The 14,651-nt window shown below is 67.1% G+C and carries 13 protein-coding genes; 4 read left to right on the top strand and 9 right to left on the bottom strand.

The window, feature by feature from the left end:
* Window positions 1-39: 39 nt before the first annotated feature.
* Both E5671_RS36200 and E5671_RS36195 read left to right on the top strand, forming a co-directional pair.
* Entirely contained in the window at window positions 40-1,056 is a 1,017-nt protein-coding gene (locus tag E5671_RS36200; RefSeq protein ID WP_336605948.1) for an NAD(P)/FAD-dependent oxidoreductase, read from the top strand.
* A gap of 379 nt (window positions 1,057-1,435) precedes the next feature.
* On the top strand, window positions 1,436-2,440 hold the full coding sequence (locus E5671_RS36195) for a hypothetical protein (protein ID WP_160508063.1): 1,005 nt from the start codon (window positions 1,436-1,438) through the stop codon (window positions 2,438-2,440).
* A 61-nt stretch (window positions 2,441-2,501) separates the two neighbouring features.
* Here E5671_RS36195 and E5671_RS36190 read toward each other — a convergent pair whose 3' ends face one another.
* The 5 genes from E5671_RS36190 to E5671_RS36170 form a co-directional block, all read right to left on the bottom strand.
* Window positions 2,502-3,278, bottom strand: coding sequence for a winged helix-turn-helix domain-containing protein (locus tag E5671_RS36190; protein ID WP_160508061.1), 777 nt, complete (start codon window positions 3,276-3,278; stop codon window positions 2,502-2,504).
* Between the two features lie 54 nt (window positions 3,279-3,332).
* Complete coding sequence (gene pstB, locus E5671_RS36185; RefSeq protein ID WP_160508059.1) at window positions 3,333-4,184, bottom strand: phosphate ABC transporter ATP-binding protein PstB; 852 nt, start codon at window positions 4,182-4,184, stop codon at window positions 3,333-3,335.
* A gap of 62 nt (window positions 4,185-4,246) precedes the next feature.
* Window positions 4,247-5,158 (bottom strand): phosphate ABC transporter permease PstA, encoded by a 912-nt coding sequence (pstA, locus tag E5671_RS36180; RefSeq protein ID WP_237330309.1) that lies wholly within the window; start codon window positions 5,156-5,158, stop codon window positions 4,247-4,249.
* Window positions 5,158-6,108, bottom strand: coding sequence for a phosphate ABC transporter permease subunit PstC (gene pstC, locus E5671_RS36175; RefSeq protein WP_160508057.1), 951 nt, complete (start codon window positions 6,106-6,108; stop codon window positions 5,158-5,160). The genes pstA and pstC overlap by 1 nt, the downstream gene beginning before the upstream one ends.
* Entirely contained in the window at window positions 6,105-7,082 is a 978-nt protein-coding gene (locus E5671_RS36170; protein ID WP_160508055.1) for a phosphate ABC transporter substrate-binding protein PstS family protein, read from the bottom strand. Before E5671_RS36170 ends, pstC begins: the two co-directional genes overlap by 4 nt.
* A 420-nt stretch (window positions 7,083-7,502) precedes the next feature.
* Here E5671_RS36170 and E5671_RS36165 point away from each other — a divergent pair, with 420 nt between their 5' ends.
* Entirely contained in the window at window positions 7,503-9,566 is a 2,064-nt protein-coding gene (locus E5671_RS36165) for a PhoX family protein (protein WP_443032745.1), read from the top strand.
* A gap of 56 nt (window positions 9,567-9,622) precedes the next feature.
* On the opposite strand, the gene E5671_RS36160 is transcribed toward E5671_RS36165, so the two are convergent.
* Window positions 9,623-10,675: a flavin-containing monooxygenase gene (locus E5671_RS36160; protein ID WP_160508053.1), complete on the bottom strand. Its 1,053-nt coding sequence runs from the start codon at window positions 10,673-10,675 to the stop codon at window positions 9,623-9,625.
* Window positions 10,676-10,753: 78 nt separating this feature from the next.
* On the opposite strand from E5671_RS36160, the gene E5671_RS36155 reads away from it, so the two are divergent.
* Window positions 10,754-11,080 (top strand): ArsR/SmtB family transcription factor, encoded by a 327-nt coding sequence (locus E5671_RS36155; protein ID WP_336605947.1) that lies wholly within the window; start codon window positions 10,754-10,756, stop codon window positions 11,078-11,080.
* Between the two features lie 303 nt (window positions 11,081-11,383).
* On the opposite strand, the gene E5671_RS36150 is transcribed toward E5671_RS36155, so the two are convergent.
* From E5671_RS36150 to E5671_RS36135, 3 genes are all read right to left on the bottom strand, one after another.
* Window positions 11,384-11,878 (bottom strand): hypothetical protein, encoded by a 495-nt coding sequence (locus E5671_RS36150; protein ID WP_160508051.1) that lies wholly within the window; start codon window positions 11,876-11,878, stop codon window positions 11,384-11,386.
* A 205-nt stretch (window positions 11,879-12,083) separates the two neighbouring features.
* Complete coding sequence (locus E5671_RS36145) at window positions 12,084-13,118, bottom strand: IS110 family transposase (protein ID WP_336605946.1); 1,035 nt, start codon at window positions 13,116-13,118, stop codon at window positions 12,084-12,086.
* A gap of 940 nt (window positions 13,119-14,058) precedes the next feature.
* Window positions 14,059-14,268 (bottom strand): DUF6243 family protein, encoded by a 210-nt coding sequence (locus E5671_RS36135; RefSeq protein ID WP_160508050.1) that lies wholly within the window; start codon window positions 14,266-14,268, stop codon window positions 14,059-14,061.
* Between the last annotated feature and the right edge of the window lie 383 nt (window positions 14,269-14,651).

The raw sequence follows: 14,651 nt of genomic DNA, 5'->3' as shown, positions 1-14,651 counted from the left end.
CACCGCACCTCCGACGATCTGGCCCCCACCGGTATGGACGTGCGGGTCAACACCCGTGCCACGCACATCGATCCGGCCGGGAAGTGGCTCACTGTGCGGGACGCAGACGGGCGGAGCGAGGAACTGGCGTATGACGCGCTGGTCGTGGGGACGGGGGCCATCAGTGTGCGGCCGCCCATCGAGGGGCTGGAGAGCCTGCGTCCCAAGGACGGTGTGCATCTGCTGCACAGCATGGGCGACACCTTCGAGCTGGAGCAGTCGCTCGTCGAGCGGCGCCCTGCCAACGCCGTGATCATCGGAGCCGGTTACATCGGTCTGGAGATGGCCGAAGCACTCACCACACGCGGCATCGCCGTCACACAGATCGAGGCGCTGCCCGAAGTCCTGCCGACTGTCGACGCCGAACTCGGCGCACTGGTACGCGACGAGCTGGTCGATCATGGCGTCGACGTACTGACCAACACCACCGTCCGGGCCATCTCACGCGACGCCGATGACCGGCTGCGCGTGGCAGCCGTCGGAGAGGACGGTTTGGAGCTGATCCGGCTCACCGACCTCGTCCTGGTCGTGGTTGGCGTACGACCCGACACCACCCTCGCCGCGGAGGCGGGCGCCGAACTCGGCTTCAAGGGCGCGATCGCGGTCGACGAGCGGATGCGTACGTCGCTGCCCGGTGTGTACGCCGCCGGGGACTGCGTCGTCACTCATCACCGGCTGCTCGGCGCGACGTGGGTGCCGCTGGGCACCACCGCGCACAAGCAGGGCCGAGTCGCCGGCGAGAACGCGCTGGGTGGACAGCGCAGCTTCGCGGGCAGTCTGGGCACGCAGGTCGTGAAGGTCTTCGACCTGGTAGCGGCGCGCACGGGGCTGCGGGAGCACGAGGTGCTGGCCGCCGAGCGCGGCTGGAGTCCGGCGACCACCTCCTCCAGCCCGGACGACCACAAGGCGTACTACCCGGGCGCCACCCAGATCGCCGCTCGCATCACTGGTGACAGCGGCAACGGACTGCTGCTCGGCACCCAACTCGTCGGTCGGCGCGGTGCGGAGATCTCCTAGCGCGTCGACACGTACGCGACCGCGCTGTTCCACGGCATGGACGTGGACGAGGTCAGCGACCTCGACCTCTCCTACACCCCGCCCCTGGGGTCGCCGTGGGATGCGGTGCAGGTCGCCGCGCAGGCGTGGGTGCGGGAGCACGGGCTGAAGTGAACCGGCCGATGGCTGGTGTCGCCATGCAGCCAGTAGGCCGGAGGCGGCGAGAACGCGCTTCCGTCAGGGATCCGTGTTCGTGAGTCACAAATGCTCCGGGGAACTCTTGTACGTCAGCTTGATGCAGTGCGGCAGACTCGACGTTGCCCCTCGCCGTCGCGGACGGGCGAAGCCCCGTGCGGTAGGGATTGAGACCTTGACAGCTAGCGCAGACAGCACAGGAACCATGCAGACGACCCCGCATCCGGGCAGCGAGTCGAACGCCGCGGCGCCATCCGCCCATGAGGTGGACTTCCCACCGGTACAGAACGGCGTCGACTACCTTCTCAGCGTCGTCGACCACCTCACTGCCGCCGAACAGCCTGGCCCTCGAGACCTGAAGTACGCCGTCCTGCACCTCCAAGCCGCGGCCGAGGTCCTACTCAAGGCCCGCCTTCAGCTCGAACACTGGAGCCTCGTCGTCAAGGAACCCGGCCTCGCGATCCGTAAGAAGTTCGAGGCTGGCGACTTCGACAGTTGCACGACTGCCGGCGCCATCGACCGCCTCAGAGGCATCGCTGGCGTGACCGTGGGTGACAAGTCGGCCAAGAGTTTGGCCATCCTGTCCCACTGGCGTAATGCTCTCCAGCACTACGGCCTCACAGTGAACGCCCGTGCAGTCGAGAGCCGCGCGGCCCAAGTCCTGGACTTCCTCATTGCGTTCGTGCACGACGAGCTCTTGCCTGCCCTGTCCGGGGAAGAGACCGCTTCGGTCAGCACCCATCTGAACCAAGTCGGAGACAAGGTCCGCACAATCCAGTCGTTCATCGACGCACGCCTCAAGCGACTGGCTGACGAACTAAAGGACGACCAGCACCGCACCCTGGAGTGCTGCATCTGCGGCGAAGCCACCCTCGTGGTCGGCGAGAGTCCCAAGGCCTTGTCGTGCCGCTTCTGCCACACCACTTGGGACGACCCGAATCATGCGCTCACCGACTACGTGATGACCTACGACGTCAATATGGACAGCAACGTTCAGCAGTGCCCGAACTGTAGTGAGCACGCGTTGTTGGTCGACGGGGCGCGCGTTGTCCAGGCACCCGAGGAACGCCGCTCGCTGTGCTTCTCGTGTGGCACAGACTTCGACGCACTGGCCGAGTGCAGCGACTGCCTGAACACGTACATACCCGCCTCAGAGGACGATCTCGGCTTGTGTGAAGACTGCCTGGCTGCCCGGTACACCAGGTTCTGACAGCACTCCCGCAGGGCCCGACAACTGGTGGCCACCTCTCTGTGTCGACCGGCGTTGCCAGTCACGAGGTGGGCATCGGGCGCGATGACGCGGCCGTGCTCCCCGCAGCCCGGCACTCCAGGCGATAGCCCATGCCGCGGATCGCGTCGATGGTGCAGCAACTTCCGCCCTCGTCCATCAATTTGTGGCGCACGCGCCGCACGTGGACGGTGAGGGTGTTGCTATCGAGGTGGTCCGTTCCCCACAGAGACTGGGTCAGTTCCGCACGTGAGACGACCCGGTTGGCGTGCTCCATCAGATACCGCAGCAGCATGAATTCCCGCACCGGCAGTTGCAGCGAGCGCCCGCGGACATAGACGTGAAATCCCGCCGGATCAAGCTCTATGTCACCCACCACCAGAGGCCGGGCCGAGTCGTCACCGCCCCCGCGGTCCGACTTGAGGAGCGGGACGATCTCCTCTGCCCGGTAGGGGCGGGCCACGAAAGCGATAGCGCCGGCCGCCACCGCGGCCGTCGCCTCCTCGGCCCCCTCTGGTCCGGCTCCCACGAGGACCGGCACCGGGTGAAGCCTAGCGATCAGCTCGGTCACCCGCGCCGCGTTGACCACCGGGAGTGGGGCTCCGAGCAGCACCGCGCGCGGGTGGAGGGTGCCGACCTGCATGAGGGCCTCGGCGCCGTCGTGACAGACGACGGTCCGTACGCCCGCGTTCTCGAAGCGGGCCAGCGCCTCGGCGGCCAGCTCCTCGTCGGGCTCGGCGAGCAGCAGGTCGGGATGCGCGTCGTCGGCCGGACCGCCGCGCACGGCGGCGATCTGCGGCCGGTGTGATTCGGGAGTCACCCGAGATACTCCTTCACGTACTGGTGCGCAAAGGGACGCCACTCGGGACTGCTCTCAGCCGAAGCGGCCGGAGATGTAGTCCTCGGTGCGCTGGTCGGAGGGGTTGGAGAAGATGCGGGCCGTCTCGTCGTACTCGACGAGCCTGCCGTGCCGTTCGCCCTTGTCGTCCACGTCCGCGGTGAAGAAGGCCGTACGGTGCGAAACCCGCGCCGCCTGCTGCATGTTGTGCGTGACGACAATGATCGTGAACTCCTCCGTGAGGCGCTCCATCAGGTCCTCGATCTTGGCCGTGGCGATCGGGTCAAGGGCCGAGCAGGGCTCGTCCATGAGGATCACCTCGGGCTTCACCGCGATGGTGCGCGCGATGCACAGCCGCTGCTGCTGGCCGCCGGAGAGGGCGAGCGCGGAGGTCTTCAGCTTGTCCTTGACCTCGTCCCACAGGGCGGCGTGGGTGAGGGTCTCCTCGACCAGGTCGTCGAGATTGCCCTTGAAGCCGCCCACCCGGGGCCCGTACGCGATGTTGTCGTAGATCGACTTGGGGAACGGGTTCGGCTTCTGGAAGACCATGCCGATGCGGCGGCGGACCTCGATGGGGTCGACCTCGCGGCCGTACAGATCCTCGGTGTGGTAGCGCATCTTGCCCACCACGCGGGCGGTGGGGATGAGGTCGTTCATGCGGTTGAAGCAGCGCAAGACGGTCGACTTGCCGCAGCCGGAGGGGCCGATCATCGCGGTGATCTGGCGGTGGCCGATGTGCATGTTCACATCGCGTACGGCCTCGTGCTCGCCGTAGAAGACGGACAGGCTGCCGATCTCGAAGACCGGGCTGGTGAGGGCCCGCGCCTCACGGTAGGCGACCTGCGGGGTCCGGGTGCCGCCGCCGGTGGCGTCGGAGGGAGAGGTCATGGCTGCCTCCTGGTCAGCGGGAACTGTCGTGTCCCCGCGGTCAGTTGCTGGATTCATGGCGGTCACCACTGGCGGGAGTAGCGGTTGCGGATCCAGATCGCGAAAGAGTTCATCGCGAGGAGGATCACCAGGAGGATGACGATCGCGGCGGAGGCGAGCGAGACGAACTCGGCCCTCGACTGGCTGATCCAGTTGAAGATCTGGATCGGAAGCACCGTGAACTGGCTCTCCACGCCGGTGGGGTTGAAGGTGATGAACGTCAGCCCGCCGAGCAGCAGCAGCGGGGCGGCTTCCCCGATCGCCCGTGACAGGGCGAGGATCGCGCCGGTCGCCATGCCAGGCACGGCCGCCGGGAGAACCTGGCGCCAGATGGTCTGCCACAGGGTGGCGCCCAGAGCGAGAGATGCTTGGCGGATCGACTGCGGTACGGCACGGATCGCCTCCCGCGAGGAGATGATCACAACTGGCAGGACGAGCAGCGACAGCGTCAGGGACGCCGTCAGGACGGTCTGCCCGAAGCCCAGGCCGCGGGAGATGACGCCGAGCCCGAGGATGCCGTAGACGATGGAGGGGACGGCGGCCAGGTTCTGGATGTTGATCTCGATCGCGCGGTTCCACCAGCGGTCCGGATCGGCGTACTCCTCCAGGTAGATCGCGGTGAGGATGCCGACCGGCAGGCAGTACAGGGCGGTGAACGCGATGACCCAGATCGTGCCCATGATCGCCGACTGGGCGCCGCCCTTGGTCGGGTCGATGATGTCGGGGAAGTTCGACCAGAGGCGGGAGTCGAGCCGGGGCCAGCCCTCGACGACCACATAGGTCAGCAGCCCGGCCAGGAAGACCACGCCGACGGCGAGCGACGCCAGGAGGCTGAGGTGGAAGAACCGCTCACGCCACGGGGTGCCACTGCCCTTGAGGCGGGGCGGCTCCGGAACGTCCGCGACACTGATGTCGCGATCCATGACCTTGCTCATCACTCGTACACCTCCCGGTACTTGCGCACCAGGCGAATGCTGACCAGGTTCATCACCAGCGTCAGCACGAAGAGCAGGGAGCCCACCGCGAAGATCGTCTGGTAGCCGGTGGAGCCGGTCGGCAGGTCACCGATGCCGGCCGCGGCGATGAACGCGGTCATCGTCTGCATGCCCTCAAGCGGGTTGAAGGACAGGTTGGGCCGGCCGCCCGCCGCGATCGCGACGATCATCGTCTCACCCAGCGCCCGGGAGATACCGAGCACGACGGCGGCGACGATCCCGGACAGCGCGGCCGGGAAGACGACGCGGGTGGAGACCTGCATCCGGGACGAGCCGAGCGCGAAGGCGCCGTCGCGCAGGGCACGGGGCACCGCGTTCATCGCGTCCTCGGACATCGACGCGATCGTCGGGATGATCATGATGCCCATGACGAAGCCGGCGGCCAGGGCATTGAAGATCTGCGGCCCCTCACCGCCGGGCCAGAAGTCCTGGAGCATCGGGGTGATGGCCTTGAGCGCGAAGAAGCCGTAGACGACGGTGGGGATACCCGCGAGCACCTCGAGCACCGGCTTGAAGACGGTGCGGACACGGCGGTTGGCGTACTCGCTCAAGTACACCGCAGCGCCCAGACCGAGCGGCACCGCGACGAGCAGCGCGATGAGCGTGACCATCAGCGTGCCGCCGACCAGCGGGAGCACGCCGAAGGACGGCGGCTTGAACAGCGGCGACCAGTCGGTTCCGGTGATGAAGTCGCCGAAGTTCACCTTGCCGAAGAACTCTCCGGCCGGGGGGATCAGCGCGATGACGATGCCGACCGTGGTCAGCACCGAGACCAGGGAGGCGGCCACCAGGAGGACCTTGATGGCCTTCTCGCCGTGACGCGGCTGGGACCGCTTCAGGAAGCCGGGGCTTCCTGAAGCGGTCCGCCGCCCAACAGGTGGGGACGTCATGACTTGCGCTGCTCCCGCAGTGCCTCGAGGTCCTTCTTCAGCTCCGTCTCCTGCTCTGGGTTGAGCGGGACGAACTGAGCCTTGGAGGCGATGTCGGCGTTGTTCTCCACGTAGTACTCAACGAACGCCGTGACTTCCTTTTTGTCCAGAGAGGAAGCCTTGGGGTAGATGAACAGCGGCCGGGAAAGCGGCTTGTAACTGGCGTCCTGCACGGTCTGCTTGGTGGGCTCGACGCAGCCGTCGCCGCCGTCGACCTTCAGGACCTTGAGCTTGTCCTTGTTCTCCTCGTAGTACGAGAGGCCGAAGTAGCCCATGCCGCCCTTGGAACCGGAGACGCCCTGGACGGTGACGTTGTCGTCCTCACTGGGGCTGTAGTCGGTGCGGGAAGCACCTTCCTCGCCGTTGATGGCCTCGGTGAAGTAGTCGAAGGTGCCCGAGTCGGTGCCCGCGCCGAAGAGTTCGAGCTTCTGGTTCGGGAACTTCGGGTCGACCTCATTCCAGTTCTTGACCTTGGACTTCGGCTCCCAGATCTTCTTGAGCTGGTCGACCGTGAGGCACTCGGCGAAGTCGTTGTCCTTGCTGACCACGACGGCGAGCCCGTCGTTGGCGACCTGGAACTCCTCGAACTTGACGCCCTTCTTCTCGCAGGCCGCCTCCTCGTCGTCCTCGATCGCACGGGAGGCGTCGGAGATGTCGGTCTCGCCGTTGCAGAACTTCTCGAAGCCACCGCCCGTACCGGACGTGCCGACCGTGACCTTGACCCCGGCGTTCTCCGCCTGGAAGAGCTGGGCCGCCGCTGTCGACAGCGGGGCCACCGTGCTGGACCCGTCGACCTTGATGGTCCCGGCCAGCTTGTCTCCGTCACCGTCCCCGGAACCCGCGTCGGCACCGCCGCACGCGCTAGCGGCCAGCAGGACAGCTGCCGTCAGAGCCAAGGGAGCCTTGGCCCGGCGCAATGAAGTGGGAATGTTCACGACTCTCGACCCTCGTTCTGCCAGGTGATCTGGCGATTTGGATCGGTGCGCAGCGCGCTCCGTTCGGACACCTTGGATCGAAGCTGGCCTATATGAACTAAGGGTGTACGGGCGCCTCCTCAAGCGTGAACGATAGAGGGTCATCTATATAGTTCGATCATGATGCAAGGTGACAGGTGGGCGCGCGGGGGCGGAGTCGCCCGGGGATGCTCCTGAACGCTGACTGAACGCGGCACGGGCGGAGGTGCGGCCCGCGAGGGGCGACTCGCTTCCCGGAGGGGCAAGTTCGATCGGAGTTCACCCTTCCGCCTCCTCGCATGGGGGGCGCGCGCCTAGCGTCATTGATCGACAGTCGCCTATCTTCCTGGTGACTCTTCCCGGTGGCTGGCTTCTGCCCGCCCTTCTTCGCGTGGAGGATTCGTGCTCGATCAGCCCGACGGCCGCACCGACCGTTCCGCCGACCTGCCCCTGCTGCCCAACGGTCACAACACCGCACGGTCCGCGCTGACATGCCGCTATCGCTGCGGTGAGGCGTGCGCACACGAGGCCCCCAATCGCTCGCTCAATCCCTACTTCGGCGATGTCGTCCAGAGGGTGCTCTCCCGCAGAGGCGTCCTGAAAGCGGCGAGTGTGGTGACGCTGGCAGCAGGGGTTGGCGCAGCGGCCACCGCCCCTGCCGCAGCGAACGGCCATCCCTCCGGCGGACGTCCGCCCCGTGGCTTGGACTTCGAGCCGGTGGCACCGAACACCGCGGACGCCGTGACAATCCCGCCCGGCTACGCGCAGCAGGTCGTCATCCGCTGGGGCGACCCGGTCCTCGCAGGCGCTCCCCGCTTCGATGCCCGCAAGCAAAACGCCAAGGCCCAGGCGAAGCAGTTCGGCTACAACGCCGACTACATGGCGCTGCTCGACGCGCCCCGACGCCGCGGCCACCAGCTGCTCGTGGTCAACCACGAGTACACCAGCGAAGAGATCATGCACTTCGGCTACGACCCGGCCAACCCGACGCGCGCGCACGTCGAGATCGCCTGGGCCGCACACGGCCTGACCGTCCTCCTGGTCCGCGCCGACCACCGCTCCGGCCGCCTGTGGCCGGTGGTCGGGGACCCCCTCAACCGCCGCATCACCGCCACCACCCCGATCCGCCTCACCGGCCCGGCGGCAGGCAGCGACCTGCTCAAGACCCACGCCGACCCGACCGGTCGCACCGTCCTGGGCACGCTGAACAACTGCGGCGGCGGCATCACCCCCTGGGGCACGGTCCTGACCGGCGAGGAGAACTTCAACCAGTACTTCGCCAACGCCGCCGCCGTTACCGACCCGACCGCCAAGCAGCGCCTGGCGCGTTACGGCCTGCCCACCGGAGCCAGCGGACGCCAGTGGGAGCGTTTCGACGACCGCTTCGACATCGGCAAGGAGCCCAACGAGCCCAACCGGCACGGCTGGGTCGTCGAGATCGACCCCACCGACCCGACCTCAACTCCTCGCAAACGCACGGCACTCGGCCGCTTCAAACACGAGGCCGCGGAGCCGCGCCTGACCCGCGACGGCCGGGTTGCCCTCTACATGGGCGACGACGAACGCTTCGACTACCTGTACAAGTTCGTCTCCACGCACACGTACAAGAAGGGCGACAGCCGCGCCGCCCGCGAACACAACCTGCGCCTGCTCGACGAAGGCACCCTGTACGTCGCCAAGTTCACCGGCGACAGCCCGGACGCCGAGATCGACGGCACCGGAAAGCTGCCGGAGGACGGCGAGTTCGACGGTTCCGGCGAGTGGATCCCGCTCGCCACCGGCAACAAGTCCCACGTGCCCGGCATGAGCGCCGAGGAGGTGTACGTCTTCACACGCCTGGCCGCCGACAAGGCGGGCGCCACGAAGATGGACCGTCCCGAGGACGTCGAGCCGCACCCGCACACCGGCCGCGTCTACGTCGCCCTGACCAACAACACCGACCGGGGCAAGGCCGGCAAGGCGGGCCCGGACGAAGCCAATCCCCGCAACGGCAACAAGCACGGCCACATCCTGGAACTGGACGAGCGCCGCTCCGACGCCGCGTCCACGTCCTTCCGCTGGCGCCTGATGCTGGTCTGCGGTGACCCCGATGACCCCTCGACGTACTTCGCGGGCTACGACAAGTCACAGGTCAGCCCTATCTCCTGCCCCGACAACGTCGCCTTCGACGCCCACGGCAACCTGTGGATCGCCACCGACGGCAGTGCGCTCGGCTCGAACGACGGCCTGTTCGCGGTACCGGTCAAGGGATCCGAGCGCGGCCACGTGAAGCAGTTCCTCACCGTGCCCGTCGGCGCGGAGACCTGCGGCCCCATCATCACCGAGGACCGCATCCTGGTCACCGCCCAGCACCCGGGCGAGGTGGACGGCGCCAGCGCCGAGAAGCCGGGCTCCCGCTGGCCGGACGGGGCGGGCTCCATTCCCCGTCCGTCGGTAGTGACGGTGTGGAAGGAGAAGCACCGCTAGTAGTTCAGGTGCCTGTCCGGGCCCCGCAGCCTCCGTGGCTGCGCGGGCCGGACAGGTCACGATCGGCCACGGACCAGCTTTCGCAGCACGTATGCCGCATCGCGCCCGACACCGCGCAGGGAGGCGGAGGCGTTGTTGTGCTGATACTCGAGACCGACGTACCCGAGACCGGGAACGCTGGTCGAGACACCGGCGCGATGCAGCGGAGCTCCGCGCTCGTCCAGGGCTCCGGTCCCGGCGAGATAGGCGACGTCCGGCCGGAAGCCCGTCGCCAGGATGACGGCATCCGCACGCTCGCGGGTGCCGTCGGCCCACACGACCGTGTCACCGTCGAGCCGCGTGAACAGCGGCCTGCGGTCGGGGTTGCCGCTGTCGAGTGCGGCCCGGTACCGGCCGTCATCGATGACGGGCATGGACTTCTTCCCTAGGAAGCGCCCCAGCGGCGCACTGTCGATGCCGGTCCGGGTAAGCCACCAGTGCAGATCGCGCCCGAGGGGCCGCTGGTCGATCCACCGCACGGGCACCCGAGAGGCAAGGCTCACGCGAGCGGTCTTCGCCAGCTCGACCGCGATCTGGACGGCGGAGTTGCCCGCGCCCACGACGATGACGCGCTGTCCGGCGTAGTCATCGGGCGCGCGATAGTCGGAAGAATGCCGGACCGAGCCGGGGAAGTCGTCGAGACCGGGCAGCTCGGGAATGCTGGGGTTGCCGAACCCGCCGGTCGCGGCGATGACGTACGTCGAACCGACCTCAAGACCGTCCTCAGTGGCCACGATGAACCGGGCATCACGGCCTTCGACGGACACCTTCGCCACCCGCTGGCCGCAGCGGATGTCGGCGCCAAGCCTGTCGGCGTACGACCTGAGATACCCCACCACCTCGTCCCGGCGCTGGTATCGCTCACGATCGCCAGCGACTCGTACGCCGGGCAGGGAGGAGAACCGGGCGGGCGAGAAGAGGGTGAGGCTGTCGTAGTAGTGGCGCCACGAGCCCGTCGCTTCGCCCCCGGCCTCCAGGACGACGGCCCGGCGACCTGTCTTCTTCGCTGCGTATGCGGTGGCGAGTCCCGACTGGCCGCCACCGATCACGACAATGTCTGTGTGTTCCATGAGCACACCGTATCGTCATATCGGGAGGTGACGATAGATAGATGTGGAATCCTGTCTCCCGACGCAGAGGAGAACGCCGTGACCGCCCCCGCCCAGCCCGACCAAGATCTGCAGGACTTCCTCAAGGCCCTGGCCAGCGAGACCCGTCAGCAGCTGATGCTCCACTTCACCGGCGGCATCGAGCTGACCGTCAACGAGGTCGCCGAGCGCGCCGGTCTGGGACAGTCCACGACCTCGGAACACCTGTCGATCCTCCGGCGCGGAGGGCTGCTCGTCTCCACCCGCGAGGGCAAGCTCGTGCGTTACCGCACGAACGCGGAGGGCATCACGGAGCGACTGGCCGGCCTGCAGAGCTACTTGGTGAGCTGCTGTCCGCCTTCGGAGCGATCCGACAACACCTGCTGATCGCCGGTGCGGCCAGCGCTATCAACTCATACGCATCAGAGGCCAGTTCAGCATCCCGATCGGGGCGGATCTCGTCAGCCGGCCTCGAACCACCGACCGACCAAGTCGCCACGCGCCGTGCTCCGCCCCCGCTGAGGCTCGGCTCACCCTGTCTACGGCACTGGCGCGCCTCAGTCACGCCCACTTCGATCTTCAATAGTTCGAGCACCACTTCGATGCCCCATAAATGGACGGCTGCGAACAGGATTGGTTGTGCCGGTGCCTTCTCCGGCGTCGAGGTGCTGGAGCGAGTAACTACCAAGGCTACGAGGCAATACCCAACTGAGCGACGTCCGGTGTGCCGAACAGGTCGTCGAAGCGACGGGCTCCCTGGGTAGAGATCAGAAAGTACGGGGCGCCCGATCCTGCAATGCTGTGTGGCCCTTTCTGTCCCTCGACGAGCACGTCGTACGGCGACCACGCATCAAGGCCATCGAACACGTAGTAGACCGGGAGCTGCGTCCAGGCAACGAGCTGCAAATGCGCCAGCACCGCAGACCGTTCGACAGCATGTCGGCCCGTTCGCCTGCTGGTCATGCCGCCCTTGCAGTCGATCAGTACGAGTTCCTTGGCCTTCGCCGCAATGAGATCCGGGAACCAGCGAATGGAACTGTCGGTCTTCCGGAGCGCGCATTGAAGCGCGCGGCTCAGCTGCCCTTGGCCCCAGAAGTCGACGTCCCAGCCTCGCTCGGTGAGTTGTTCGGCGACGTACCGCTCATGCGCGTCACCTATTGCTTTCCGCTGCTGAAAGCTCGTCATGGATGCAGTGTGGCCCGCAGAGGAGAGCAGGTAACCTGGCGTGGATTGAACCTAGCCAGTCCCATCCTGTCTCAGTAGTTCTCACTGTGTTCGCCCCAGTCCGTGGACGTCCGGCTACGTCCGCAGACGTTCATCGCAACTTGGCCGAAATTCGGCAGCATAACGGTGCGGGCTACCGTCGCCACCTACCTAAGCGTCTCCGCCCCTATGCGCAGGGTTCTGGCTGTGGCTGTTCAATAAGGTGGAAGACCTCCCTGGCCGCATAGCGCTTGAGGCACCGGATGATTTCACGCCGGGTCTTGCCCTCCTTGATCCGGCGCTCGTAGTAGGTCTGGGTACGTGGGTCGACCCGCAGACGGGTGAACACGATCCGATGCAGCGCTGCGTTGGCCTGCCGGTCGCCACCGCGGTTGAGACGCCGGAACTGCCGGCGTCCCGAGGAACGCTCGACGGGACTGACCCCGCACAGCGCGGCGAACGACGCCTCACTGCCCAGCCGTTCCGGGTTGTCCCCCACCGCGATCAGCAGAGCGACAGCCGTGTCCGGACCGATCCCCACCACCTCAAGCAGCTGCGGGGCATGGCATTCCACGAGCCGGGCCAGACGAGCGTCCACCTCCCGGATCTGCTGGGAGAGCTGGCCGATCCGGTCAGCCAGCAGACCCAGCGTGATCCGCGTGGCCTGCAGCACGGACTCCTCGCCGACCCCCTGATGACTGCTCAGGTCGGCGAAGCCCGCACAGGTACGGAAGAGTTCGGCATTGCCCAGTCCGGCCAGTTCTTCCCGTAGAGCTGGGTCGGCAGTGATGAGGACAGCCTTGAGCTGATTGATAGCCTGCGTGCGGGCCTTGACGCCCGACACCTTCGTGAGCTTGTACATTCTCGCGATCTGCACCGGCCCATCACCCGCCTTGGCCTGGGCGCGGGCCCGCCCGCTCAACACGGCTCGCGCGGCGTTCTGCGCATCGAGCGGATCCGACTTGCCGCGGCGCCGGCCGTCGGCCCGATCCATCCGGTTCACGTCCAACACGTCGACGCCCTGCGCCAGCAGATAGCGCGACAGGGATGCCCCGTAGGAGCCGGTCCCCTCCACCCCAGCCCGCCTCACCACACCCGACTTCCTGGCCCACTTCAGCAGATCCCGGTACCCGGCAGCGGTAGCCGGGAACTCGTCAGTGCCCAGCACTGCCCCTGTTACGGCAAGCACCGCACCCACGTGGGCATCCCGGTGCGTGTCCACTCCAACACCACCTCCCCCACAGGACGGCGACGGCGGGTCTGCGGCGCGAGCGACGTACTGGGCACCGTCGAAGTCGACATGCCCGATCCCCTTCCGGTCCGACGACGTGTCGCGTTGCCAGCACCAGGCCAAGCCAGGCCGTCAGAATCGTGAGAACGCCACAACCATCGGCAGGCCCCTATCGAGACACACCCCGCCAGCCCGGCACCGACAACGCACCATCCCCGGCCAACAGCCGACACTGCGAAATTCAGACGCTCCGGTCAGAGATGTCATGAGTCAGACCCCAGACCCGGGACAGCACCCACCCATCCTCCCGCCCGTCACAGCATTCCCACCTGGAAACAGGGAGCATGCTCAGTCTCAGCTCTTACGGCACCGGGATCTGACACCAGCCGATCGTTCGCGACCGATTCGCAACAGGTGGCCGAGCAACAGCGCTGCTCACGGCGAGCACTCGATACGCTCGCAGACGCCGCATCCGTATGAGCAGCACCTGGTCGGCAAGGGCCTCAGCTGTCACATCGCTGTCACCAACAGCGTCGACGCACCAAGACCACCAAGACCAAACCTGCGCGAACGCCGCCGAACTGGACCACGTGGACGTCAGAAGACGGTTCCGACTACCTGTGCCATGTGGTACCGAGGGAGGGGCCCAGGATGAGGACCGGGGCGTCTTCCGGCCCGTCAAAGCGGTACTGCAGGGTGTTCTCAGGTGTCTCGCTCACTCGCCCGACCCTCTCATCTGTCACGGCAGCCCCTCTGAGCGGGGTCCTGGCTGTGGCGGTTCAACCAGGTGGAAGACGTTCCGGGCAGCGTATCCGTGTGTTCGGCCGAGGGGTGAGCGGGACCGGCCGCGCCCGGTACGGCAGCAGGGCCCGGACCGCGTATCGCGGTCCGGGCCCTGCCCCATGCGGTGCCGCCCTGCGGCGACGCTGCGTCAGCTCTGTGCGGTGTCGTCGCTCGTCTGCCCGGCGCCCTCGGCGGTGCCCACCTTCTCGCGCATCTTGCGCACCAGCTCCGCCTTCTGGTCGGCGGCGCTCTGGCGGTCGAGGTTGCGGTGCGGACCGTTGTTCTGGCGTTCGGCGCGGGACAGCTTCTTGCGCTTGCCGCCGCCCATGCCCACGGGGTTGTTGATGTTCTTGCTCACGGGTTCTCCCGGAATGATGTGAAGTGATCAGTGATCTACGGATTCATCGGTGGGGGACGGGCGCGCGGCGACGTCGAAGGACGTCAGCGGGGGCCCATCGCGCTCTCACTCGTAAATCGGCGTCTGGAAGAACATGGCCAAGACGTTACCCGGTTCCGTCGGCCCCGCACACCACGTTTCTCGCCGTCCCGGCGTCGGCCGGGCCTCCTTCGGCTTGTGACTTATTGCGTTGCGGGGAAGTCCGGGGGCGTTTTAGCCTCGTGTGGTTCCGCCGGTGCCCGTTCCGGGGCCCGGCGCTGTGTTTCGAGGTGATGACGTATCTCCCAGGCCAAGTAAGCAGCCGCTCGTTCCGAGGCTCTTTCCGGTCGTCCGCGATGGCGGGC

The sequence above is a fragment of the Streptomyces sp. BA2 genome, from assembly GCF_009769735.1.
Lineage (GTDB): Bacteria > Actinomycetota > Actinomycetes > Streptomycetales > Streptomycetaceae > Streptomyces.
This window is presented reverse-complemented; position numbering and strand designations above follow the sequence as displayed.

What these genes read in the sequence shown, in the direction of transcription:
- pstC (WP_160508057.1), bottom strand. Translation starts at nt 6,108, where the DNA reads ATGACGTCCCCACCTGTTGGGCGGCGGACCGCTTCAGGAAGCCCCGGC.
- pstA (WP_237330309.1), bottom strand. Translation starts at nt 5,158, where the DNA reads ATGAGCAAGGTCATGGATCGCGACATCAGTGTCGCGGACGTTCCGGAG.
- E5671_RS36195 (WP_160508063.1), top strand. Translation starts at nt 1,436, where the DNA reads ATGCAGACGACCCCGCATCCGGGCAGCGAGTCGAACGCCGCGGCGCCA.
- E5671_RS36150 (WP_160508051.1), bottom strand. Translation starts at nt 11,878, where the DNA reads ATGACGAGCTTTCAGCAGCGGAAAGCAATAGGTGACGCGCATGAGCGG.
- E5671_RS36160 (WP_160508053.1), bottom strand. Translation starts at nt 10,675, where the DNA reads ATGGAACACACAGACATTGTCGTGATCGGTGGCGGCCAGTCGGGACTC.
- pstB (WP_160508059.1), bottom strand. Translation starts at nt 4,184, where the DNA reads ATGACCTCTCCCTCCGACGCCACCGGCGGCGGCACCCGGACCCCGCAG.